Source organism: Nocardia sp. CA-135398 (assembly GCF_050955845.1).
Classification (GTDB): domain Bacteria; phylum Actinomycetota; class Actinomycetes; order Mycobacteriales; family Mycobacteriaceae; genus Nocardia.
On sequence record NZ_CP192084.1, the window covers coordinates 6,129,938 to 6,150,615 of the forward strand.

The 20,678-nt window shown below is 65.8% G+C and carries 20 protein-coding genes and 1 pseudogene; 5 read left to right on the forward strand and 16 right to left on the reverse strand.

Annotation, left to right across the window (positions count from 1 at the left end):
• Window positions 1-34: 34 nt before the first annotated feature.
• Entirely contained in the window at window positions 35-379 is a 345-nt protein-coding gene (locus tag ACQP1T_RS27035; protein ID WP_433755869.1) for a hypothetical protein, read from the forward strand.
• A 4-nt stretch (window positions 380-383) separates the two neighbouring features.
• Here ACQP1T_RS27035 and ACQP1T_RS27040 read toward each other — a convergent pair whose 3' ends face one another.
• The 3 genes from ACQP1T_RS27040 to ACQP1T_RS27050 form a co-directional block, all read right to left on the reverse strand.
• On the reverse strand, window positions 384-1,115 hold the full coding sequence (locus ACQP1T_RS27040) for an aspartate/glutamate racemase family protein (RefSeq protein ID WP_433755870.1): 732 nt from the start codon (window positions 1,113-1,115) through the stop codon (window positions 384-386).
• Window positions 1,115-2,614, reverse strand: coding sequence for an NCS1 family nucleobase:cation symporter-1 (locus ACQP1T_RS27045; protein ID WP_433755871.1), 1,500 nt, complete (start codon window positions 2,612-2,614; stop codon window positions 1,115-1,117). Before ACQP1T_RS27045 ends, ACQP1T_RS27040 begins: the two co-directional genes overlap by 1 nt.
• Window positions 2,615-2,699: 85 nt before the next feature.
• Entirely contained in the window at window positions 2,700-3,422 is a 723-nt protein-coding gene (locus ACQP1T_RS27050) for a GntR family transcriptional regulator (protein WP_433755872.1), read from the reverse strand.
• 162 nt (window positions 3,423-3,584) lie between these two features.
• On the opposite strand from ACQP1T_RS27050, the pseudogene ACQP1T_RS27055 reads away from it, so the two are divergent.
• Together ACQP1T_RS27055 and ilvA are read left to right on the forward strand one after the other, a co-directional pair.
• A pseudogene (locus tag ACQP1T_RS27055) lies at window positions 3,585-4,759 on the forward strand (serine hydrolase domain-containing protein).
• Between the two features lie 88 nt (window positions 4,760-4,847).
• The gene (gene ilvA / locus ACQP1T_RS27060) at window positions 4,848-6,068 is read left to right on the forward strand and encodes a threonine ammonia-lyase (RefSeq protein WP_433755873.1); all 1,221 of its coding nucleotides are present in this window, start codon (window positions 4,848-4,850) and stop codon (window positions 6,066-6,068) included.
• A 37-nt stretch (window positions 6,069-6,105) separates the two neighbouring features.
• On the opposite strand, the gene ACQP1T_RS27065 is transcribed toward ilvA, so the two are convergent.
• The 4 genes from ACQP1T_RS27065 to ACQP1T_RS27080 all read right to left on the reverse strand — a co-directional run bounded on the left by ACQP1T_RS27065 (window position 6,106) and on the right by ACQP1T_RS27080 (window position 9,427).
• A complete protein-coding gene (locus ACQP1T_RS27065; protein WP_433755874.1) occupies window positions 6,106-7,080 on the reverse strand; it encodes an ABC transporter substrate-binding protein in 975 nt (324 codons plus the stop codon).
• Window positions 7,081-7,132: 52 nt separating this feature from the next.
• Window positions 7,133-8,173, reverse strand: a complete 1,041-nt coding sequence (locus ACQP1T_RS27070; RefSeq protein ID WP_433755875.1) for an ABC transporter permease — start codon at window positions 8,171-8,173, stop codon at window positions 7,133-7,135.
• Window positions 8,170-8,946 (reverse strand): ATP-binding cassette domain-containing protein, encoded by a 777-nt coding sequence (locus ACQP1T_RS27075; RefSeq protein ID WP_433755876.1) that lies wholly within the window; start codon window positions 8,944-8,946, stop codon window positions 8,170-8,172. The genes ACQP1T_RS27070 and ACQP1T_RS27075 overlap by 4 nt, the downstream gene beginning before the upstream one ends.
• Before the next feature lie 157 nt (window positions 8,947-9,103).
• Window positions 9,104-9,427 (reverse strand): DMT family transporter, encoded by a 324-nt coding sequence (locus ACQP1T_RS27080; protein ID WP_433755877.1) that lies wholly within the window; start codon window positions 9,425-9,427, stop codon window positions 9,104-9,106.
• A gap of 159 nt (window positions 9,428-9,586) precedes the next feature.
• Here ACQP1T_RS27080 and ACQP1T_RS27085 point away from each other — a divergent pair, with 159 nt between their 5' ends.
• Window positions 9,587-10,258, forward strand: coding sequence for a hypothetical protein (locus ACQP1T_RS27085; protein ID WP_433755878.1), 672 nt, complete (start codon window positions 9,587-9,589; stop codon window positions 10,256-10,258).
• A 215-nt stretch (window positions 10,259-10,473) separates the two neighbouring features.
• Here ACQP1T_RS27085 and argH read toward each other — a convergent pair whose 3' ends face one another.
• The 3 genes from argH to ACQP1T_RS27100 all read right to left on the reverse strand — a co-directional run bounded on the left by argH (window position 10,474) and on the right by ACQP1T_RS27100 (window position 14,111).
• Window positions 10,474-11,895, reverse strand: coding sequence for an argininosuccinate lyase (argH, locus tag ACQP1T_RS27090; protein ID WP_433755879.1), 1,422 nt, complete (start codon window positions 11,893-11,895; stop codon window positions 10,474-10,476).
• A complete protein-coding gene (locus tag ACQP1T_RS27095; RefSeq protein WP_433755880.1) occupies window positions 11,892-12,797 on the reverse strand; it encodes an SAM-dependent methyltransferase in 906 nt (301 codons plus the stop codon). The genes argH and ACQP1T_RS27095 overlap by 4 nt, the downstream gene beginning before the upstream one ends.
• A gap of 111 nt (window positions 12,798-12,908) precedes the next feature.
• On the reverse strand, window positions 12,909-14,111 hold the full coding sequence (locus ACQP1T_RS27100; protein ID WP_433755881.1) for an argininosuccinate synthase: 1,203 nt from the start codon (window positions 14,109-14,111) through the stop codon (window positions 12,909-12,911).
• A gap of 254 nt (window positions 14,112-14,365) precedes the next feature.
• Here ACQP1T_RS27100 and ACQP1T_RS27105 point away from each other — a divergent pair, with 254 nt between their 5' ends.
• Entirely contained in the window at window positions 14,366-14,518 is a 153-nt protein-coding gene (locus tag ACQP1T_RS27105) for a hypothetical protein (RefSeq protein WP_433622318.1), read from the forward strand.
• Between the two features lie 117 nt (window positions 14,519-14,635).
• Here ACQP1T_RS27105 and ACQP1T_RS27110 read toward each other — a convergent pair whose 3' ends face one another.
• Genes ACQP1T_RS27110 through argC form a run of 6 tightly spaced genes read right to left on the reverse strand, consistent with a single transcriptional unit; the run spans window position 14,636 to window position 20,537 of the window.
• The gene (locus tag ACQP1T_RS27110; RefSeq protein ID WP_433755882.1) at window positions 14,636-15,148 is read right to left on the reverse strand and encodes an arginine repressor; all 513 of its coding nucleotides are present in this window, start codon (window positions 15,146-15,148) and stop codon (window positions 14,636-14,638) included.
• Window positions 15,145-16,125 carry an ornithine carbamoyltransferase gene (gene argF, locus ACQP1T_RS27115; protein ID WP_433755883.1) on the reverse strand — a complete coding sequence of 327 codons (981 nt, stop codon included), beginning with the start codon at window positions 16,123-16,125 and terminating at the stop codon, window positions 15,145-15,147. The genes ACQP1T_RS27110 and argF overlap by 4 nt, the downstream gene beginning before the upstream one ends.
• The gene (locus tag ACQP1T_RS27120) at window positions 16,122-17,336 is read right to left on the reverse strand and encodes an acetylornithine transaminase (RefSeq protein ID WP_433755884.1); all 1,215 of its coding nucleotides are present in this window, start codon (window positions 17,334-17,336) and stop codon (window positions 16,122-16,124) included. Before ACQP1T_RS27120 ends, argF begins: the two co-directional genes overlap by 4 nt.
• On the reverse strand, window positions 17,333-18,268 hold the full coding sequence (gene argB / locus ACQP1T_RS27125) for an acetylglutamate kinase (protein WP_433755885.1): 936 nt from the start codon (window positions 18,266-18,268) through the stop codon (window positions 17,333-17,335). Before argB ends, ACQP1T_RS27120 begins: the two co-directional genes overlap by 4 nt.
• Window positions 18,265-19,482 carry a bifunctional glutamate N-acetyltransferase/amino-acid acetyltransferase ArgJ gene (gene argJ / locus ACQP1T_RS27130; protein WP_433755886.1) on the reverse strand — a complete coding sequence of 406 codons (1,218 nt, stop codon included), beginning with the start codon at window positions 19,480-19,482 and terminating at the stop codon, window positions 18,265-18,267. Before argJ ends, argB begins: the two co-directional genes overlap by 4 nt.
• The gene (gene argC, locus ACQP1T_RS27135) at window positions 19,479-20,537 is read right to left on the reverse strand and encodes an N-acetyl-gamma-glutamyl-phosphate reductase (protein ID WP_433755887.1); all 1,059 of its coding nucleotides are present in this window, start codon (window positions 20,535-20,537) and stop codon (window positions 19,479-19,481) included. Before argC ends, argJ begins: the two co-directional genes overlap by 4 nt.
• Window positions 20,538-20,678 lie beyond the last annotated feature (141 nt).

Here is a 20,678-nt window from a genome sequence, read left to right on the forward strand (position 1 = left end):
TGCGTACGAGGTCTTGAATTCAGCGAGGTGCACGATGGTCGAAGTCGAAGTCACGGACGATAAGGTGACGGTTCATGTGCTCGGCGGGCATCGACTGCTGGCCCTGCGCGAGCACGTGACCTTCGATCTAGCCGATATCACAGGGGTAACCCCCGCCCCCGTCGATCTGCGCCCGCCGTGGGTCCGCGCACCGGGCACCTTCTTTCCCGGCGTGATCGCGGCCGGAACCTACCGGGGCAGGCACCGAAAAGAGTTCTGGGACACCAGATTCGATGGCAAAGCCATTCTCATCGACCTCGCCGGCCCCGGATTCACCCGTCTCGTCGTCGATGTCGACGATCCCGACGCGGCGATGGAGACTCTGACCGCCGCCGCCTGATGGATCAGAGGTCCGAGCCGAACGAACGCAGCAGACCGCGGTACGACTTCGGCGGTGGCGTGGCGAACTCTCCCCTACCCGATTTGCGCAGGCCGAGGGTGATCAGCGACTGCACGGTGAGGGTGGCCGCGGCGACGCCGTCGATCACCGGTACGCCGATCTCGTCGCGAATGTGGTCGCATAGCTCGGCCATGCCCGCGCAACCGAGGACGACCGCATCGGAGCCATCGGCGTCGACCGCGTGGCGACATGCCTCGGTGATGATTTTGCGGGCATCCGGATCTTCCAGTGCGAGCACCGGGATTTCGCAAGCGTGGATGCCGCGGCAAAAGCGTTGCAGGCCATAGCGATACACCAGTTCATCCGCTCGGCCGACGGTACGGCTCAGTGTCGTGACGATGCTGAAGCCGCCGCCGAGATGACTCGCGGTGCGCATTGCCGCCTCCGCGATACCTACCACCGGGCCGCGTGCCAGTTCTCTGGCCGCATCCAAGCCCGGATCCCCGAAGCAGGCGATCACGTAGCCATCGATACCTTCCTGTTCGCCGCGTTGGATGGCGGCGAGAATGCCTGGGACGCTGAGGGCTTCGTCGTAGTGACTCTCGATCGATGCCGGTCCCATCTCGGCGGTGACCGCGTCGAGCAGTGTGCCCGGACCCGCTACGGCCTTGGCACACTGCTCGATCGTGTCGGTCATCGCCCGGGTGGTGTTCGGGTTGACGACCCGGATGCGCATCAGGCACTGACTCCCCGCACTGCCAACCGGGTTCGCGTGGCCAGCAGGTAGTAGGTGAGGAAGCCGAGTCCGCAGCCGATGAACCAGCTGTATTGCGCGGCGGTGTACATGCCGGTGACGTCCTTGGCGAGTACCGGGATAACCGCGACGATCGCGCCGACGGCGGTGGCGATGATCGCCGCCGGGTTGTAACCCTTGCTGTACCAATAGGTTCCGGTCTGCGACAAGGTGAACAAGTCGTCGACGACAACATGCTGTTTGCGCACCAAGTAGTAGTCGGCGATGAGGACACCGAACAGCGGGCCGATGAATGCGCCGAGCACCTCCAGGGTGTAGTGGATGACCTCCGGATTGTTGTAGAGGTTCCATGGCGTGATCAGAATCGATCCGACCGCGGCGATCATGCCGCCCGCGCGCCAGCTGATCCGCTGCGGGCTGACGTGCGAGAAGTCGAAGGCCGGCGAGATGAAGTTGGCGACGATATTGATGCCGATGGTGGCGACGGTGAAGGTCAACGCGCCAAGGACGATGGCGAAGGTGCTGTCGATACGGGCCACCGTCGCAACGGGATCGGTGATCAGCTCACCGTAGACCGGGACCGTCAGCGACGCGGTGATTACTACGAGCAGCGAGAACAGCAGGAAGTTGACCGGCAGCCCGAGCAGATTGCCGCGCCGCACCGCCGCGAAACTCTTTCCGTAGCGGGAGAAGTCGCCGAAGTTCAGCATCGGACCGGAGAAATAGGACACAACCAGCGCGATCGCACCGAGCATGACCGGCACCGAGGCCCAGCCGGAGTACTTCACCTCACCGAGCTTCAGGTCGATGGCGCTCCAGCCCGCCTTGGCGATCAGATAGCCGCAGAGCAGGAACATCACTACATACACGGCGGGACCGCAGAAGTCGATAAACTTGCGAATCGATTCCATGCCGCGCCAGAACACGCAGGCCTGCACCACCCACAGCAATAGATAGCTGCCCCACCCGAGCAGCGAAAGACCGAGGAACCCATAGTCGTCCACGACCGCATACGGGGCCAGGCTCGGAAACAGTTTCACCAGTACGACATCCAGTGCCGCCGAGGCGAGGAAGGTCTGGATTCCGTACCAGGCGACGGCGATCAGACCACGGATGATGGCCGGAATATTCGCGCCGAGCACCCCGAATGCGCTGCGGCACATGACCGGATACGGCACCCCGGTCACCTGACTCGGCTTGGCGACCAGATTGCAGAAGAAATAGACGATGGTGATGCCGATCAGCAGCGCCGCGAGCACCTGCCAGCTGGCGAGTCCGAGTGCGAACAGGCTGCCCGCGGTGACGTAGCCGCCGACGCTGTGCACGTCCGACATCCAGAACGCGAAGATGTTGTAGGTACCCCAGGTCTGCTTGCGCAGTGGGGCCAGATCCGCGTTCGTCAGCCGTGGGGCGTAGGCGGGCGGCGCTGGTACGGGCGGCGCCGGTACGGGCGGCGCCGCGGTGGTGAGCGTTTCGGTCATGGTGTTTCCCATCCGAAGGTGAAACTGTGATCGAAACGACGGTAGAAACCGCGCATTGCCCCGCCGTTGCGCAGTTATTGCCCGGCTATTGCGCGATCGATATATCTTCCGGCGCGAGCAGCCCGGTATCGGTGGGCAGCGTCGCGATTACCGTTTCCAGCCTGCGGTGGTGCCGTTCGGCGATCAGCAGCAGGCGATCCACATCCCGGGCCATGAACGCATCGAGCATCAGCGCGTGATCGGTGTGCAGGCGCACCCGATCACCGCGGCCGATATGCACCATCGACTGCACCGGCTCGGTGACATTCCACGCCGATTCGAGCATGTGCATCAGCCGGAACATCCGCGACGGTTTGGTCAGTGCCACGTGGAAATGACGTGACTGGCGATGGTAGGCGACCGGGTCGTCATCGCGAATCGCCTGTTCCAGTAGCGAATTCACCTCGAGTAAGTGGGCGCGGTCGGCGTCGCTGGCATTGCGCGCCGCGGCGGCGAGTGAGGCGGTTTCCAGGGTCTCCCGCACGATATACATTTCGCGCAGCTCATTGGAGGTCAGCTGGGCCACCGCGTAGCCGCCGTGCGGCCGATGCGTGACCAACCCCTCCCCGATCAATGTCTTGAGCGCCTCCCGCACCGGAATGTGGCTGACGCCGAACAATTCGGCGACCTCGCGCAGCGGGATCACGGTGCAGGGCGGCACGGCACCGTCCAGAATCACCCGGCGCAGTTCGCCGAGGATCACTTGCGGTCGGCCTGGTTCGTCGACAACCAACCTGGCCAGTAGCGCCGATCGTCGTCTCGGGGGCATGCGGACACGCTATGCGAGCCGTGTTGCGATCTCCGTCGCGGATGTGACGGTCAGGAAAAGTTCACCGAACCGACTGGTCTCACGGTTGGAAGTTCGGCACGTCGATGGGCCACGAGGCCGTCGTGCCATGCTGTTGGTCGGTCGAATGACAGAGGTATTCCGATGACAATTACGACAACGCAGTCGGTGGATCGCCGCTATGTGCGTCTGGTCGCCGAATTCGACAGGCTGTTCCGTCGGCCGAGTGACGGCGGCGGCGCGCTCGTGGTCTATCAGCACGGCGAACCGGTGGTGGATGTGTGGGCCGGATTCGCGCATCCGGGCGTGCCGTGGGCCGCCGATACCGTGGCCATGGCCTATTCCACCGGCAAGGGTGTGGTCTCGACGCTGGCGCACCGATTGGCCGAGCGCGGACTGTTCGATTACGACGAACCGGTCGCCACCTACTGGCCCGAATTCGCGGCGGCGGGCAAGGAGCGCATTACCGTGCGGGAAATGCTCACGCACCGGGCGGGCCTGCATCGGCTGCGCGATCTGCTGCCGGGGCCGGTGGCGCGTTTCTTGGACGATGCCGAGGTCACCGCCGCACTAGCGGCCTGCTCCCCCGATCCACGTCACCTGGTGACCAGCGGCTATCACGGAATCTCCTTCGGTCATTTGGTCGCCGAGCTGATCCGGCGGGTCTCCGGTTCGGACTTCACCGAGGTGTTGCGCACGGAAACGCGGAACCGCTTGCGGCGGAAGAACTCTGGTTCCGGGTGCCGGAATCCGAGCGCGGCCGCATAGCCACCAACTTTCCTCGGCTCACTGTCGCGGGCATGAGTTGGGAGAACAGTGCGCGGCTCATGGGCCGGACTCGCTTCGCGGCGGCTGCGGAAACCACGCCGCGCGGATTCGCCGATATGGTTTCCGATCCGCGCCTGCATGATTCGGTGATTCCAGGCGTCAACGGCGTCTTCTCGGCGCGGTCCCTGGCGAGGATGTACAGCGCGCTCGCAACCGATGGTCGGCTCGGGGACTTCCAGTTGCTACGGCCGGAGACTATCGAGCTGATTACGCGGCGTCAGGTCTTCACTCCCGATTACGTTCTGGCGTTTCGCATTCCGTGGGCGCTGGGTTACCACGGTGTGCCGATGAAGCCGTCGAAGGCCGAACCCGTCTCCGCGTTCGGTCATTTCGGCCTCGGCGGTTCGGGGGCGTTCGCCCATCCGGCCACCGGGATGTCGCTGGCCTTCGTCACCAATCGACTCGGTGGGAAGCTGACGCCGTTGGGTGATGCCCGGCTAGCGCGGCTCGGTGCGATCGCGCATAACTTGGCTAAGGCGGGATTGGCCTGAGCGCCCATTCCTGAGCAGATTCTACTGGATCCCGCGGATTGCGTGCGGGAGTGGGCGCTGGGTGCACAGCAACTGGCAACATGGGGCCATGGAATTGCTGGACCTGGACCGTATCGAGGCGGCCGCGGCGGCATTGGCGCCGGTGATTCGGCGGACGCCGATGGTCGCGTCACGGGTGCTATCCGAGCGTGCCGGAACCGAGGTGCGACTGAAGTGCGAGAACCTGCAGCGGACCGGCTCGTTCAAGCCGCGCGGGGCGTACTTCCGGATCGCGAACCTCCCGGCAGAAGATCGGGCGCGCGGCGTGGTGGCGGCCAGTGCGGGCAATCACGCGCAGGGAGTGGCATGGGCCGCGGCTTCACTCGGGATTCGCTCGACGGTATTCATGCCGGTGGGCGCTTCGCTGCCGAAGTTGGTGGCCACCAAGGCATATGGTGCCGAGGTGCGGCAGGTCGGTGAGACCATCGACGACTCGCTGGATGCCGCACTCGATTTCGCCGAGCGGACCGGTGCGACACTGATCCATCCGTTCGATCACGCCGATATCGTCGCCGGACAGGCGACGGTGGCCCTGGAGATCATCGAGCAGATGCCCGAGGTCGGGACGGTAATCGTGCCGACCGGTGGCGGTGGGCTACTCGCCGGAGTTGCCATCGCCCTGCATCATGTCGCTCCCCAGGTACGGGTGATTGGAGTGCAGGCGGCGGAGGCGGCGGCATGGCCGGATTCGCTGGCGGCGGGTAAGCCGGTGCGGGTGGCGCGGATGTCGACCATGGCCGACGGTATTGCGGTCGGACTGCCAGGCGAGGTGCCGTTCGCGCACGTCGCGGCGCATGTGCCCGCGGTGGTGACGGTGGATGAGGATGCGCTGTCCAAGGCGCTGCTGCTGTGTCTGGAACGCGCGAAGTTGATCGTCGAGCCCGCTGGTGCCGCTGCGGTGGCGGCCCTGATGAGTTGCGAACCAACGGAACTCGGATTGCGCGGGCCGGTGTGCGCGATCCTGTCCGGCGGCAATATCGATCCGATGATGCTGACCAGGATCATCGGGCACGGTCTGGGTGCGGCTGGGCGTTATCTGGCTGTGCGAGTGACAATTTCGGATCGTCCGGGTGCGTTGAGCGGATTGCTCGCGGTGGTCGGGAAGACCGGTGCGAGCGTGGTGGATGTGGTGCACTCGCGGACCGGCGGGTGGCTCGCGGTCGACGAGGTCGAGGTGTCGCTGACATTGGAGACCCGTGGTCCGACGCATCGCGACGATGTGCTTGCCGCGCTGGAGAATTCGGGGTACGCGGTTCGCGTGGAGGACTGAGCGGGTCCGAGCGTACTCGGACCCGACGTCGATCCCGTCAGCACTTGCGCTTGTAGAAATACTTCGAATTGGCGTCCATATCGGCCTGGGTGATGGCCACCATATCGGTCTGGATATTGCGGGTGACCGGCTTGCCCTCCAGTGCGGCCGCGGCCTCGTCGACGCCCTTCGCGCCGATCCCCGCCGGATCCTGTGCGATAAGTGCCTGCACGGTACCGGCTTTCAGATCCTCGACCTGTTTGGGACTCGCGTCGAAGCCGACCAATTTGACCTGGCCGAGCTTATTGGCATTGCGCAATCCGGTGGCCGCGCCCTCGGCCGAGCTCAGGTTGGTGGCGAAGATCCCGGCGAGGTCGGGATGGGCGGCCAGCGTCGCGGTGACGATCGAAGCCGCCTGTGCCGCTTCATTATTGTTGTACTGCACGCCGAGCGAGGTGATGCCGGGGAAGGCCTTCACCGCATCTTCGAAGCCCTGTGCACGCGCGTCGGTGGTGGAAGTTCCGGCCTTGGTATTGATCACCAGCACGGGCCCCTTGTCTCCGATGAGCTTGGCCAGCGTCTGTGCGGCGAGTTCGCCGCCCTTCTTGTTATCGGAGGCGATCGATGACAGCGCGATCGAGGTGTCGTCCAGTGCGGTATCGACCTCGATGATCTTGATCCCGGCATCCTTGGCCTGTTTGATCGGATTCGCCATCGCCTGCGCGTGTGTCGGGGCGATCAGGATGCCGCCTGGCTTATTGGCCACCACACCGGTCAGCACCGGAGTCTGCGCGCCCGCATCGAATTTCGTCGGCGCCTGCGTTTCCAGCTTGTAGCCGAGTTTGCTCGCCTCGTCCTGCGCGCCGCACTGCATGGAGATGTAGAACGGTTCGTCGGCGACACCGGGAATCAGCACCAATTTCTTGGCATCCGTGCCGCCGGAAGTGTTCACCGAGCCACCACATCCCACCACCAGCGCGCCGACCGCCGCCATTGCGCCGATCACCACCGCGGTCCGTTTCGCCACCCTCATTCGGCTACCTCCGCCTTATTTTCTTATCGCGCAGTGTTGTAACTGCTTACCTCTACTTGCGGTCCCGGGCCCGGCGGCGCAGCTGGTCGAACCACACCGCCCCGACCAGCACCGCGCTCACCGCGATCGGCTGCCAGAACACCGGCACCCCCGCGATGACGAACCCCTTGCGCAGCACGGACGGAATGAAGACGCCGATGACCGTGCCGAGGATGGTGCCGATTCCACCGAAAAGACTTGTCCCGCCGATGACTACTCCGGCGATGGCATCCAGATTGTCGGTGCCGTGTCCGCCGATGGTGGTGGTGCCGAAGTAGGCCAGATTCATGAATCCGGCCAGCCCGGCGAGCAATCCGGTCATCAGATAGACCAGCACGAGGTGACGGGTCACCGCGATGCCCGAGCGCCGCGCGGCCTCCTCATTGGAGCCGATCGCGTAGGTGTAGCGGCCGAATCGGGTGGTGTGCAGCACCCAGGCGGCGAGCACTGTCACCGCCGCCGCGACGAGCACCAGATTCGGTACTCCGCCGAGTGATGTCCCGAAACCCAACGAGTTGCGCAGCTTATCGGGCACGGTCCTGGTGTCGACACCGCCGGTGATCAGTTGTGCCGCACCGAGTGCCGCGCCGAACGAACCCAGTGTGACGATCAGCGGTGGAATCTTGGCCTTCGCCACCAGAATTCCATTGAGCAATCCCCAGATGCCCCCGCCCACAATGGAGATCAGGAAGCCGATTCCGATAATCCCCCACCCCGCCCCGGTGGCGTTCTCGTCGGGACTCAGCCATTCCATCGTTTTCGCGCCGAGCACGCCGGCGAAGATCAGCACCATGCCGACCGAGAGGTCGATGCCGGAGGTGATGATCACAAAGGTCATACCGACCGAAAGCACCAGCAGCACCGAGGTTTCGATCAGCAGGGTCTGCAGGGTGAAGCGAGTCGGAAACGCGTCGGGACGAAGGATGCTGAAGACGACGCACAGTACGATCAGCACTACACCGATCCACAGCGTGCTCGCGCCCAGAAGTCGTTGCAGTACAGTGCGTTCCGGCAAATCGGGCGCGCCGTCGGTCTCCACCGCAGCTTTCGTCATGCCGCGTCCTCATGTGACAGCGCGCCGGTCATCGCGCCGACCAATTGCTCCAGGGTCGCGTCGGCGGCGACGAATCGGGCCACCCGTTTGCCCAGGCGCAGCACCTCGATCCGGTCGGCCACCGCCAGTACCTCGGGCATATTGTGGCTGATCAGGACGACGGCAATGCCCTGATCGCGCACATTGCCGATCACCTCGAGCACCCGCTCGCGCTGCACAACGCCGAGGGCCGCGGTCGGTTCGTCCATGAAGACGACCTTGCTCGCCCACAGCACCGCGCGTGCCACGGCGACACTCTGGCGCTGTCCACCCGAGAGTGCGCCGATCGGCACATCGGTGCTCTGCAACGTCACGCCGAGGCGTCGGAAGTGTTCGACGGCTTGGGTTCGCATCGCCCGCTTGTCGAGCATGCCGAGTCTGCCCGCCAATCCGCGGCGAACCAGTTCCCGGCCGAGGAAGAGGTTGGCGGCCGGGTCCAGATCGGGTGCGACGGCGAGGTCCTGGTAAACGGTTTCGACGCCGAGCCTGCGTGCGGCGGTCGGTGAGCTGAGCACCGTTTCCGAACCGTCCAGCAGGATGGTCCCCGAATCCGGCTGTTCCGCCCCGGAAAGGCATTTCACCAGCGTGGATTTTCCCGCGCCGTTATCGCCGATCAATGCGACGACCTCACCGGCGCGCACCTGAAAGTTGGCTCCCCGCAACGCCTCGACACCGCCGTAACGTTTCACCAACGCTTGGGCCTCGAGTACTACATCGCCCGGTTCCGATGCCATACCGTCACCCGCGTCGACTCAGCTGAGCAAACGTCCGATCCATCGGCCGATGCTACGTTCGCCGCCACCTCCCATGGGACGAATTCGACAAAATGCGCAGGGCGCAACGAGACCGATCGGTCATTCAACAACCACCGACGATCGCTGAGCGCGGATATCACTGTGCGCCACCGAGTTCCAGTGCCAGGACGCCGAGGATCACCAAGGCGATGCCGCCGACCTGGATCAGCGAAAGTCTTTCGTCGAGGAATAGGACACCGATGAGGGCGATGGCCGCGACGCCGACCGCCGACCAGATGCCGTAGGCGACGCCGATCGGCATACCGCGCTTCAGTGCCTGGGACAGGAAGAAGAAGGCCGCGCCGTAGCCGATGACGACGATGATCGAAGGCACCAATTTGGTGAAACCGTCGGAGATTTTGAGCGATACGGTCGCGGTGATTTCGGAGGCGATGGCCAGCGCCAGCAGCAACAGGGTCATCGGCGCAGCGTAAACCGGTGCGGCATTAAGCGTTTGCACCGATGGATCGAAAGATCACCACCGCAGACTGGCGCGCAGGCCGCCGGTTTTCGGCGGCGCTGGCAATCGCCGTGAACGTGTCTTCGGTTCGCGGCACTCGCCGACCGAGGGGAGGATCCGATGGATGGGGTGGCTCTGGCGGTATTGGTGATCGTGATGGCGCTGTTGACGGGGGTGCCGATCGTGCTCCTGAGCGTGGTACTGCCGCTCGCGATTCGTGCCGAGCGCCAACGCAAGCGGGCGCTGTGGCAGTGGGCGGTGCAGCACGGTTGGTCGTTCGCGGAGCGCTCGAAGGCTCCTTGGGTGTCACGCCTGCCCGGTGGCGGAAGGCAAGCTCTCGGCGTGACATTGTCCGGGACGATGGGCGGCCGCCTGGTGACCGTGGCCGAACACTCGTACACGACGACCACATCGAGCGGTAACTCCACTAGGACCCAGACGCATCACTACGTCGCCGTCGTGGTCGTGCTGGATCGCCCGCTCCCGTCCGTCGCCGTCATCAGCCGCGGTGCGATATCGAAGGTCGGCCGCGCGCTGTTCGGCGACCGGCCCACGGCGACCGGCAACGAGGCATTCGATGCCCGCTTCCGGATCAGGTCCGCCGACCCGAGCTTCGCCCGCTGGCTGGTGGGCAAACCGCTGATGGATGCCCACTTGGCCGCAGCCGTGCCCGATTGGAGCCTGGTCGGACAGGACCTGCTGACCTACCGCCTAGGCCAATTGGGCCACCCGCAGGCCATCCCGAACCTCGTCGCCCCACTGACGCGGGTCGCGGACCTCTTAGGGCGCTGACGCTATCGGGCAGGAGTTCCCTGACCCATCGCGCGGTCCAACTGGGCGATCCGAACGCAATGCCGGCACTCGCCGCTCCGCGCTGTCTCTGGTGCGAAATCCGCCCCCATGGGAGGGCGCTGGATCAAGATCAGGTGGCACTGGTGGCGAGGCTTCTCGGGCGATGCCGCCGCCAGTTCCACCTGATCTTGGTCGTTGAGGGTGCGCGAGGGTTGCTAGGGGAACAGGGAGCGCAGTTCGGCGAGGGCGTTGCGGATTTCGTCGAGTTGGGCGGCGACCTGGACGCCCGCGGTTCCGCCGCGCGCATTGCGGGAGGCGATCGAGCCCTGCACGGTGAGCACTTCGCGGACCTGGGGAGTCAATGCCGGATCGATGGCGGCGAATTCTTCGTCGGTCAGCTCGTCCAAGCCGACGCCGCGCGCCTCGGCGGCGCGCACGCACGCACCCGCGGCCTCATGCGCGATGCGGAACGGAACACCCTGCCGGACAAGCCATTCGGCGATATCGGTGGCGAGGGTGAAACCGGCGGGCGCGAGTTCGGCCATTCGCTCGGTGTGGAAGGTGAGCGTCGAGACCAAGCCCGCGATGGCCGGAAGCAGCAGCTCGAGCTGGGCGACCGAATCGAAGAGGGGTTCCTTGTCCTCCTGCAGGTCCCGGTTGTAGGCCAGCGGTTGGGCTTTCAGGGTGGCCAGCAGTCCGGTCAGGTTGCCGATGAGACGCCCGGCCTTGCCGCGGGTGAGCTCGGACACATCCGGATTCTTCTTCTGCGGCATGATCGAAGAGCCGGTGGACCAGGCGTCGGCGAGGGTGACATAGCCGAATTCCGGTGTACTCCAGATGATCACCTCTTCGGCCATCCGGCTCAGATCGACACCGATCATCGCGAGTACGAAGGCCGCCTCGGCCGCGAAATCACGTGCGGAGGTGGCATCGATCGAATTCGCCGCCGCGGCATCGAAATCCAGTTCGGCCGCGATGGCTTCCGGATCGAGTCCGAGCGAGGAACCGGCCAGCGCGCCGGAACCGTACGGCGACACCGCCGCGCGCTTGTCGAAGTCACGCAGCCGATCGATATCGCGCAACAGCGGATGCGCGTGTGCGAGCAGATGATGTGCGAGCAGCACCGGCTGCGCGGCCTGCAGATGTGTCTTGCCTGGCATCACCGCATCCGGATGCGCGGCCGCCTGGGCGACCAGCGCGTCGACCACATCGAGCAGTCCGGCGGCGATCCGGCGCGCCGCATCGCGCAGCCACATCCGAAAGAGCGTGGCCACCTGGTCATTACGCGATCGACCGGCCCGCAGTCGTCCGCCGAGTTCGGCGCCGACCCGGTCGATCAGTCCGCGCTCCAGCGCGCCGTGCACGTCCTCATCCGCCTCGGCGGGGGCGAACGCACCCGAATCCACATCCGCCGCAAGGCGATCCAGTCCGGCGAGCATGGCGGCGAGGTCACTTTCCGACAGCAGTCCCGCCTTGTGCAGCACGCGCGCGTGCGCCTTCGACGCGCGGATGTCGTAGGGAGCCAGCGCCCAGTCGAAATGGGTCGACTTGCTCAGCGCGGCCATTGCCGCGGCCGGTCCGGACGCGAAACGTCCGCCCCAGAGCGCCCCTTCGTTGGTGCTGCCGCTCTGCGTCATCGTGTGCTGTCTCCTCCGGGTCGTCGGGCGGTGAACAAAGTGTCGGTGGTCATTTTCGCGGCGGCGTCTTCGGGCACTTCGCGGCCGTGGCCGCGCAGTACCTCGACCGGATCGGCCCGGGTTATCGTCCAGCCCTGGCTGGTGAACCAGTCGATCGGATCGCTGCGGCCCTCGTCGGAGTACCACAGGTCACCGACGTCGACCCGGATGTCGAGTCCGGCGGATTCCGCCTCGCGCAATCTGTTCGGGTCCGGTGCGGAACCTCCGGAGCGGTATATCGCGATGCGACTGCCCGGCGCGCTCAGCGCCACGATGTTCTCGAACAGTTGGTCCTGCGCGTCCGCAGGGAGGTAGCGCAGCAGTCCCTCGACCAGCCATGCGGTCGGCACGGCCGGGTCGAATCCGTGCTCCCGCATCGCGGTCGGCCAGTCCTGGCGCAGGTCTACCGCGACCTCGCGCCGTTCCGCGGCAGGCTGGACATCCGCGAGCGCGATCGCCTTGAACTCCAATACCTTTGGCAGATCGAGTTCGAATACCGTTGTACCGGAAGGCCATTCGAGGCGGTAGGCTCTGGCATCCAAACCCGCTGCCAGGATGACGATCTGGTTGATGCCGTCGGCGGCCGCATCCTGGAAGTAGGCATCGAAGTAGCAGGTGCGAGCGATCAAGGAGCCGATGATCGGGCCCATCGCCCGGGTCGCCGCCGCCTCGAGGCCCTCGACCTCACCGCGGGCGATGCGCGTCCACGACTCCGAGCCGACCGCCGTCACCAGCAGCTCGGCATAGGGATCGTGGAACAGCGCGTCCGGACGGCGGGATTCGGCCGCGCGCATGGCGGCGACGCCGAGGGCGGTGGCGCCCACGCTCGATTCGATATCCCAGCTGTCGTCGTCGGTCCGCATGACGCTCCTTTCGGGTCGGCGACTCACGGCGCGCCGACCCGATCGAGCCTAGTAGCCGCAGTCGGACGAAGTCGGTCGCTCTTGCGTCTGGCCCGAACGAAGGCGCACTGCCTACTTCTGGTTGAGGTCGCGGCGCGCCGCGACCTTGGAGGACAGGCCGTGGATCTGCACGAAACCCTTGGCGAGGGACTGGTCGAAGGTGTCGCCCTCGTCGTAGGTGGCCAGGTTGAAGTCGTAGAGAGACTGCTCGGAGCGGCGGCCGTTGACCACGACCGAACCGCCGTGCAGCACCATCCGGATATCACCGGTGACGTGCTGCTGGGTTTCGGCGACGAAGGCGTCCAGCGCGCGCTTAAGCGGGGAGAACCAGAGGCCGTCGTAGGCCAGCTCGCTCCAGCGCTGCTCGACCTGCCGCTTGTAGCGACCCAATTCGCGCTCGATGGTGACGTTTTCCAGGGCCTGGTGCGCGGTGATCAGCGCGATCGCGCCGGGGGCCTCGTAGATCTCGCGGCTCTTGATGCCGACCAGCCGATCCTCGACCATATCGAGGCGGCCGACGCCCTGGCGGCCCGCACGATGGTTCAGCTCGACGATGGCCTCGAGCACGCTGACCTGGCGGCCGTCGATGGCGACCGGCACACCCTTGTCGAAGCTGACGATGAGTTCGTCGGGCGCCTCGAAGTTGACCGTCGGGTCCGAGGTGTAGCCGTAGACGTCCTTGGTCGGCGCGTTCCAGAGGTCCTCGAGGAAGCCGGTCTCCACCGCACGGCCCCACACGTTCTGGTCGATCGAGAACGGCGACTTCTTGGTGACATTGATCGGGAGCTGGTTCTCCTCGGCGAAGGCGATGGCCTTCTCCCGAGTCCAGGCGTAGTCGCGGACCGGGGCGATCACATTCAGGTCGGGGGCGAGCGCGCCGATGCCGACCTCGAAGCGGACCTGGTCGTTGCCCTTACCGGTGCAGCCGTGCGCGACGGTGGTCGCGCCGTGGAACTTGGCGGCCTCGACCAAGTGCTTGACGATGAGCGGACGGCTGATCGCCGAGACCAGCGGGTACTGGCCCATGTACATGGCGTTGGTCTGAATGGTCGGCAAGCAGTACTCGTTGGCGAATTCGTCGCGCGCGTCGACCACGATCGCCTCGACGGCGCCGCAGTCCAGCGCACGCTGGCGCACCACGTTCATGTCCTCGCCGCCCTGGCCCAGATCGATGGCGACCGCCACGACCTCGGCGCCGGTCTCCTTGCCGATCCAGCTGATCGCAACGGAGGTATCGAGCCCACCGGAGTAGGCGAGTACGACGCGCTCGGACATGTCTTTGTGCTCCTCGGTTTCGTGCTTGTCTGCAGGTCTTGCCCGCATCTGCGGGCGGCGGGGCGCGGCGCTCACCGACGCGTCCAAATCGCACGTCAGGCGGCCCGCACCGTCATGCAAATGATTATGCACGATGATGCAAGCCCATTCACAACCGGGTCCGAGTTCCACCTTCTCGCTAGCACCTTGGCACCCCCTTGCGCCTATGTCACGCTTTATCCGGTAACTGTCGGAGCGGGCAAAGGACGGACCCCATGCTGCTGCACCTCATAGCAGGAGAATTCAGCACCCTCGGCAACGACGTCCTCGACATCGGCCGCGCCCTGGTCGACCTCGTACAAGACATCATCAACGTCGGCACCCCCAGCAACACCCCGCATGGCGGCGGCCAATACCCCTTCGGCTGACCCTGCGATCGCATCGCATATCCAGTGACTACCTCGCATGGGTTGTGCCCTGTGCGAGGTAGTCACTAGGTGTGCGTCACCAATTGCGGCATGACCGCGCCGAGGATGTATTCCGGCTCAGGCGAGTGCCTCGATTTTGGCGGCTAGTTCGGCGCCGGTAAGGGGTTCGCGGGCAATTACCGCGATGGTGTCGTCGCCCGCGATGGTGCCGACGATGAAGGGGAGGGCGGCGCGGTCGAGGGCGCTGGCCAGGTAGTGGGCGGCGCCGGGTGGGGTACGCAGCACGGCGATATTGCCGCTGGAGTCGGTGGAGACCAGCAGGTCGCCGAGGAGTTTGGACAGGCGATCGGTGCCGCCGGTGACGCCGCGCACGGGGCTGCCGTCTTCGGGCACCACGTAGACGCCCGCACCACCGTCGGCGGCGCGCAACTTCACGGCGCCGAGTTCATCGAGGTCGCGGGACAGGGTGGCCTGGGTGGTCTCGATGCCTTCGGCGGCGAGCAGTGCGGCGAGTTCGGTTTGGCTGCGGACCGCGTGCGCCGTCAGCAGTTCGATGATGCGGGACTGGCGACCGGCGCGGGTTCGAGCGATAGCGGGGGCGGACTTGCCCGCGTCAGGCTGGACTGTCATGGCCGAGCCTCACCTCTCTTGGCCAACAACCACACCAGCAGCGCCTTCTGTGCGTGCAGCCGGTTCTCCGCCTCGTCCCACACCACGCTGTGCGGTCCATCGAGCACCTCGTCGGTGATCTCCTCACCGCGATGAGCCGGAAGACAGTGCAGCACAACGACATCCGGCTGCGCCTTGGCGAGCAGATCGTCGTTGAGCTGGAACGCACGGAACGGGCCGATGCGATCGAGGCCGTCGTTCTCCTGTCCCATGGAGGTCCAGGTGTCGGTCACCAGAGCATCGGCACCCGCCGCGGCGGCGACCGGATCGCCGGTCAGGGTGATGGTCGCACCGGTCTCGGCGGCCCGCTTGCGCGCGGCCTCCAGGATCCACGGCAGCGGCTCGAAACCCGTTGGCGCGGCGATGGTTACGTTCAGCCCGGCAGTCACACCACCGAGCAGCAGCGAGTGCGCCATATTGTTCGCACCGTCACCGAAGTAGGTGAGGTTGCGTCCGACCAGACTGCCCTTGCGCTCGGCGAGCGTCTGCAGATCGGCGAGCACCTGACACGGGTGGAACTCGTTGGACAAGGCGTTGACGATCGGAACCGTTGCGGTGACGGCCATTTCGTCCAGACGCACCTGTTCGAAGGTGCGCCACACGATCGCATCGACATAGCGCGAGAGCACCTTGCCGGTATCGCCGAGCGTCTCCTCGCGTCCGAGCTGGGTGTCGCGACCGTCGACCACCACCGCGTGCCCGCCGAGCTGCGCGATACCCATTTCGAACGAGAACCGCGTACGGGTGGAGTTCTTCTCGAAGATCACCCCGACCCCGCGCGGCCCGTCCAAAGGCCGGTGCGCGAACGGATCCTTCTTCAATTCCGCTGCGAGAGCGAGGATTTCGGCCTGTTCGGCAGGGGTGACGTCATCGTCGCGCAGGAAGTGCCGGACCGGCCCGCCGCCGCTCGTGGAATCGCTCCGCGATGCTGTACTCATTTGGCCCCCTTGGCGTCCGCGATCGCACCGTCCAGGATCTCGGGCAGATCGCCGACGAAATTGTCGGACTGGGTCTCGGTGAGCACCAGCGGCGGCGCGAGCCGAATGATGTTGGGCTTGGGCGCATTCACCAGATAGCCCGCCTCCCGCGCCCGGTTCTCCACCTCGGCCGAGATATCGTCGGTCAGCACGATACCGAGCAGCAGCCCCGCGCCGCGCACATGATCGATCAGCGGGTGCTCGAGCAGTTCGATGCCGTCGCTGAGCCGCTTGCCGACCGATTCGACATGCGCGAGCAGATCGGTCTCATCAATGGTCCGCAGAACCGCCAAAGCCGCCGCGGCACAGACCGCATTGCCGCCGAAGGTGGTGCCGTGCAGGCCCGGCGTCAGCAGATCGGCGGCCGGTCCGGTGGCCAGCACCGCACCGATCGGCAGTCCGCCGCCGAGCCCCTTGGCGAGGGTGATCACATCCGGCACGATGCCGAATGCCTGGTGCGCGTAGAACTTTCCGCACCGGCCGATACCGGTCTGCACCTCGTCGAGTACCAGCAGCGCGCCGTGGCGCGCGGTGATCTCCCGCGCCTTCACCAGATAATCGATGGGCGGCACGACAACGCCGCTCTCCCCCATGATCGGTTCGAGGAATACCGCCGCGGTGTCCTCGTCGACCACCGCCTCGAGTGCCGCCGCATCGCCGTAGGGCACATGGACGACACCGGCGGGCATCGGCTCGAACGGCGTCCGCTTGGACGGCTGTCCGGTGAGCGCCAGCGCGCCCATCGTCCGGCCGTGGAATGCCTCATCGGTCGCGATGATCTTGGGCCGACCGGTCAGCCGCGCCATTTTGAACGCCGCCTCAACGGCCTCGGTGCCGGAGTTGCAGAAGAACGCGCGTCCGTGGCCGTCACCGAATTCACCGTCGCCGAAGTGCGCGAGCAGCCGTTCGGCCAGTTCGATGACCGGTTCGTTGGCGTAGATATTCGAGGTGTGGCCCAGCGTGCCGAGCTGCTGGGTGACGGCTTCCAGAATCGCCGGATGGGCGTGGCCGAGGCTGTTGACCGCGATACCGCCGAGGAAGTCGATGTAGCGTCTGCCGTCCGCGTCGTAGACCACCGCACCGGCACCGCGCACCAGCGCGACCTTGGGCGTGGCGTAATTCTTCATCAACGCGGCGGACCACCGCTGTTGCAGCTCTGCTGTGTCACTCATATTTTCGTTCCGTTCAGTGTGTCCGCCGCGCTCGTCGGGAGCGGGGCGGGCGTCACCATCGTTCCGATTCCTTCTCCGGTGAACAGTTCCAACAGCACCGAATGCGGGACTCGACCGTCGATGACATGTGCGGTCGGTACTCCGCCCTGCACGGCGCGCAGGCAGGCTTCCATCTTGGGCACCATGCCCGCATCCAGTCGCGGGAGCAACTCGGCCAATGCGGCGGCGTCGATGTGCGAGGTGAGCGACGAACGGTCCGGCCAGTCGGTGTACAGGCCCTCGACGTCGGTCAGAATCACCAGCTTTTCCGCGCCGATCCCCTCGGCGAGTGCGGCGGCGGCGGTATCGGCATTGATGTTGTGCACCACGCCGTCGGCGTCCGGGGCGATGGTGGAGACCACCGGAATGCGCCCCGCGCCGATGAGGTCGAGCACGGCTTCGGCATTCACTTCGGTGACATCACCGACCAGACCGATATCGGTGGCCTCGCCGTCGACATCGACGGTGCGCCGGGTCGCGGTGAACAGCCGCGCGTCCTCACCGGAGATGCCGACCGCGTACGGACCGTGCGCGTTGATCAGCCCGACGAGTTCGCGCCCGACCTGACCGAACAGCACCATCCGCACCACATCCATCACCTCGGGTGTGGTGACGCGGAAGCCGCCGCGGAATTCGCCTTGCAGACCGAGCTTTTTCAGCATCGCGCTGATCTGCGGTCCGCCGCCGTGCACCACCACCGGATGGACGCCGACGGTGCGCAGGAACGCCATATCGGCGGCGAAGGCCTGTTTGAGCTCCGCATCGATCATCGCGTTGCCGCCGTATTTGACGACCACGATCTTGTCGCGGAACTTCTGCAGCCACGGCAACGCGTCGGCGAGGACGTGCGCCTTGTCCAATGCCGAAAGTTCCTGCACCGCATCGCTGGTCATGAGCTATAGGCCGAATTCTCTTCGACATAGCCGTGCGACAGGTCGGTGGTGCGCACGGTGGCGGTGCCGTCACCGACATTCAGTTCGATCCGCACCTCGATATCGGCGCCGGACAGGTCGACCTCGCGCGCACCCGGCGCGCCGACGCTGTCCACGCAGACCGGATTTCCGTTGAACGACACCGAGATCCGGTTCGGATCCAGGGTGATCGGGGCGATGCCGACGGCGGCGAGCACCCGGCCCCAGTTCGGGTCGGAACCGAAAAGCGCGGTCTTGACCAGACTGTCGCGGGCGACGGCGCGCGCCGCGATCAGCGCCTCGTCCTCGGAGACCGCACCGGCGACGGTGATCCGCACCCGCTTGGTCACGCCCTCGGCATCGGCCATCAGTTGGGCGGCCAGATCGTCACAGACCGCGAGCACCGCGGCGTCGAGGTCTTCCTGTGACGGCGTGACCTCGCTCGCCCCATTGGCGAGCAGCAGCACGGTGTCATTGGTCGAGCAGGAGCCGTCGACATCGAGCCGGTCGAAGGTGAGCCGAGTCGCGTTGCGCAGCGCGCGATCCAGTTGTTCGGCGCTCGCGGCGGCATCGGTGGTGAGCACCACCAGCATGGTCGCCAGCGACGGTGCGAGCATGCCCGCACCCTTGGCCATGCCGCCGACATTCCATTTGTCGCGGTGGTGGAAGGCGGCTTCCTTGGGCACGGTGTCGGTGGTCATGATCGCGTGTGCCGCATCGAGTCCGCCGGACAGTCCGCCGCCCATTTCGTGCACGATCTCGGTGACGGCCGGAACAACCTTGTCCATCGGCAGCCGATCGCCGATCAAACCCGTTGAGCAGACCGCGATTTCGCCCGCGCCGGTTTCGGTGCCCCAATTACTCAGCGCCTTGGCCAATTCCTCGGCGGTCTGGTGGGTGTCCTGGAATCCGCCCGGACCGGTACAGGCATTGGCCCCGCCGGAATTCAGGATCACCGCGCGCAACCGGCCACCGGTGAGCACCTGCTGCGACCACAGCACCGGTGCGGCCTTCACCTGGTTGCGGGTGAATACGCCAGCGGCGGCGTATTCCGGCCCCTCGTTGAATACCAGTGCCAGATCGGGTTTGCCGCTGGCCTTGATGCCCGCGGCGATGCCCGCCGCCCGGAAGCCGAGCGGTGCGGTCACGCCCTGGCTCCGGACCAGTTTTCCTTCCGAGGTTTCGATCGTCGTCACGGTGCCACTCCTACGGTGGAAAGTCCTGCGGTCTCGTCGAATCCGACGGCCAGATTCATGGATTGGACCGCGGCGCCCGCGGTGCCCTTGGTCAGATTGTCGATCGCGCCGATCACCACAAGCAGTCCGGCGTCGGCATCCACCGCGACCTGGAGGGTGACGGCATTGGAGCCCAGCACCGAACCCGTCTGCGGCAGTGTGCCTTCCGGCAGCAGCTGCACGAATGGTTCATCGGCGTAAGCCTTTTCATAGACCGCGCGAGCCTGTTCGGCATCGACTCGGGTCGGGGCCGTGCAGGTCGCGAGGATGCCGCGCGGCATCGGCGCCAGCACCGGGGTGAACGATACCGCGACCTCGCTACCACCTGCGGCCTGTAGGTTCTGCGCGATCTCCGGGGTGTGCCGGTGCGCGCCCGCGATGCCGTAGGCCCGCACCGAACCCATCACCTCGGAGCCGAGCAGACCGATATCGAGTTTGCGACCCGCGCCCGAAGTACCGCTCACCGCGACCACATGCACCTTCGGCTCGATGATTCCGGCGGCGATCGCCGGTGCCAGCGCGAGACTGGCGACCGTGGGATAGCAACCGGGAACGGCGATCCGGCGCGCCCCGCGCAGCCGCTCGCGTCCGCCCGGCAGTTCCGGCAGGCCGTAGGGCCAGCTGCCCGCGTGGGTGGTGCCGTAATACTTCTCCCAGGCCGACGCATCGGTCAGCCGGAAGTCGGCGCCGCAGTCGATGATCACCGTCGACTCCGGCAGCTGCTCGGCGATGGCGGCGGACTGCCCGTGCGGCAGGCCGAGGAAGACGATGTCGTGTCCGGCCAGCTCGTCGAGCGTGGTCGGCGCGAGCACTCGATCGGCGAGCGGCAGCAGATGCGGCTGCAGCTCCCCCAGCTTGCTGCCCGCATTCGAGCCCGCGGTCAGCGCACCGATGACCAGGCGCCCGTCACGGTAGGCCGGATGGCCAAGCAATAGGCGCAGCACCTCACCGCCGGCGTATCCACTCGCACCGGCCACCGCAACCCGCAAGACAGGGTTGCCCGACGAATCAACCATGTGATGATTATGCACGATTATGCAAGCCCATTCATAAACCGGGTCCCGCTCTACCGATACCCTCCCACGTCACCAGGCGGTTTCACATCGCCCGGGCAGTGATACCCGGGAGATGGCGGGTCAATCGCGTCGATGAGATTC

Coding starts and splice junctions, on each gene's coding strand:
- ACQP1T_RS27035 (WP_433755869.1), top strand. CDS start 35: ATGGTCGAAGTCGAAGTCACGGACGATAAGGTGACGGTTCATGTGCTC.
- ACQP1T_RS27040 (WP_433755870.1), bottom strand. CDS start 1,115: ATGCGCATCCGGGTCGTCAACCCGAACACCACCCGGGCGATGACCGAC.
- ACQP1T_RS27045 (WP_433755871.1), bottom strand. CDS start 2,614: ATGACCGAAACGCTCACCACCGCGGCGCCGCCCGTACCGGCGCCGCCC.
- ACQP1T_RS27050 (WP_433755872.1), bottom strand. CDS start 3,422: ATGCCCCCGAGACGACGATCGGCGCTACTGGCCAGGTTGGTTGTCGAC.
- ilvA (WP_433755873.1), top strand. CDS start 4,848: ATGGAATTGCTGGACCTGGACCGTATCGAGGCGGCCGCGGCGGCATTG.
- ACQP1T_RS27065 (WP_433755874.1), bottom strand. CDS start 7,080: ATGAGGGTGGCGAAACGGACCGCGGTGGTGATCGGCGCAATGGCGGCG.
- ACQP1T_RS27070 (WP_433755875.1), bottom strand. CDS start 8,173: ATGACGAAAGCTGCGGTGGAGACCGACGGCGCGCCCGATTTGCCGGAA.
- ACQP1T_RS27075 (WP_433755876.1), bottom strand. CDS start 8,946: ATGGCATCGGAACCGGGCGATGTAGTACTCGAGGCCCAAGCGTTGGTG.
- ACQP1T_RS27080 (WP_433755877.1), bottom strand. CDS start 9,427: ATGACCCTGTTGCTGCTGGCGCTGGCCATCGCCTCCGAAATCACCGCG.
- ACQP1T_RS27085 (WP_433755878.1), top strand. CDS start 9,587: ATGGATGGGGTGGCTCTGGCGGTATTGGTGATCGTGATGGCGCTGTTG.
- argH (WP_433755879.1), bottom strand. CDS start 11,895: ATGACGCAGAGCGGCAGCACCAACGAAGGGGCGCTCTGGGGCGGACGT.
- ACQP1T_RS27095 (WP_433755880.1), bottom strand. CDS start 12,797: ATGCGGACCGACGACGACAGCTGGGATATCGAATCGAGCGTGGGCGCC.
- ACQP1T_RS27100 (WP_433755881.1), bottom strand. CDS start 14,111: ATGTCCGAGCGCGTCGTACTCGCCTACTCCGGTGGGCTCGATACCTCC.
- ACQP1T_RS27105 (WP_433622318.1), top strand. CDS start 14,366: ATGCTGCTGCACCTCATAGCAGGAGAATTCAGCACCCTCGGCAACGAC.
- ACQP1T_RS27110 (WP_433755882.1), bottom strand. CDS start 15,148: ATGACAGTCCAGCCTGACGCGGGCAAGTCCGCCCCCGCTATCGCTCGA.
- argF (WP_433755883.1), bottom strand. CDS start 16,125: ATGAGTACAGCATCGCGGAGCGATTCCACGAGCGGCGGCGGGCCGGTC.
- ACQP1T_RS27120 (WP_433755884.1), bottom strand. CDS start 17,336: ATGAGTGACACAGCAGAGCTGCAACAGCGGTGGTCCGCCGCGTTGATG.
- argB (WP_433755885.1), bottom strand. CDS start 18,268: ATGACCAGCGATGCGGTGCAGGAACTTTCGGCATTGGACAAGGCGCAC.
- argC (WP_433755887.1), bottom strand. CDS start 20,537: ATGGTTGATTCGTCGGGCAACCCTGTCTTGCGGGTTGCGGTGGCCGGT.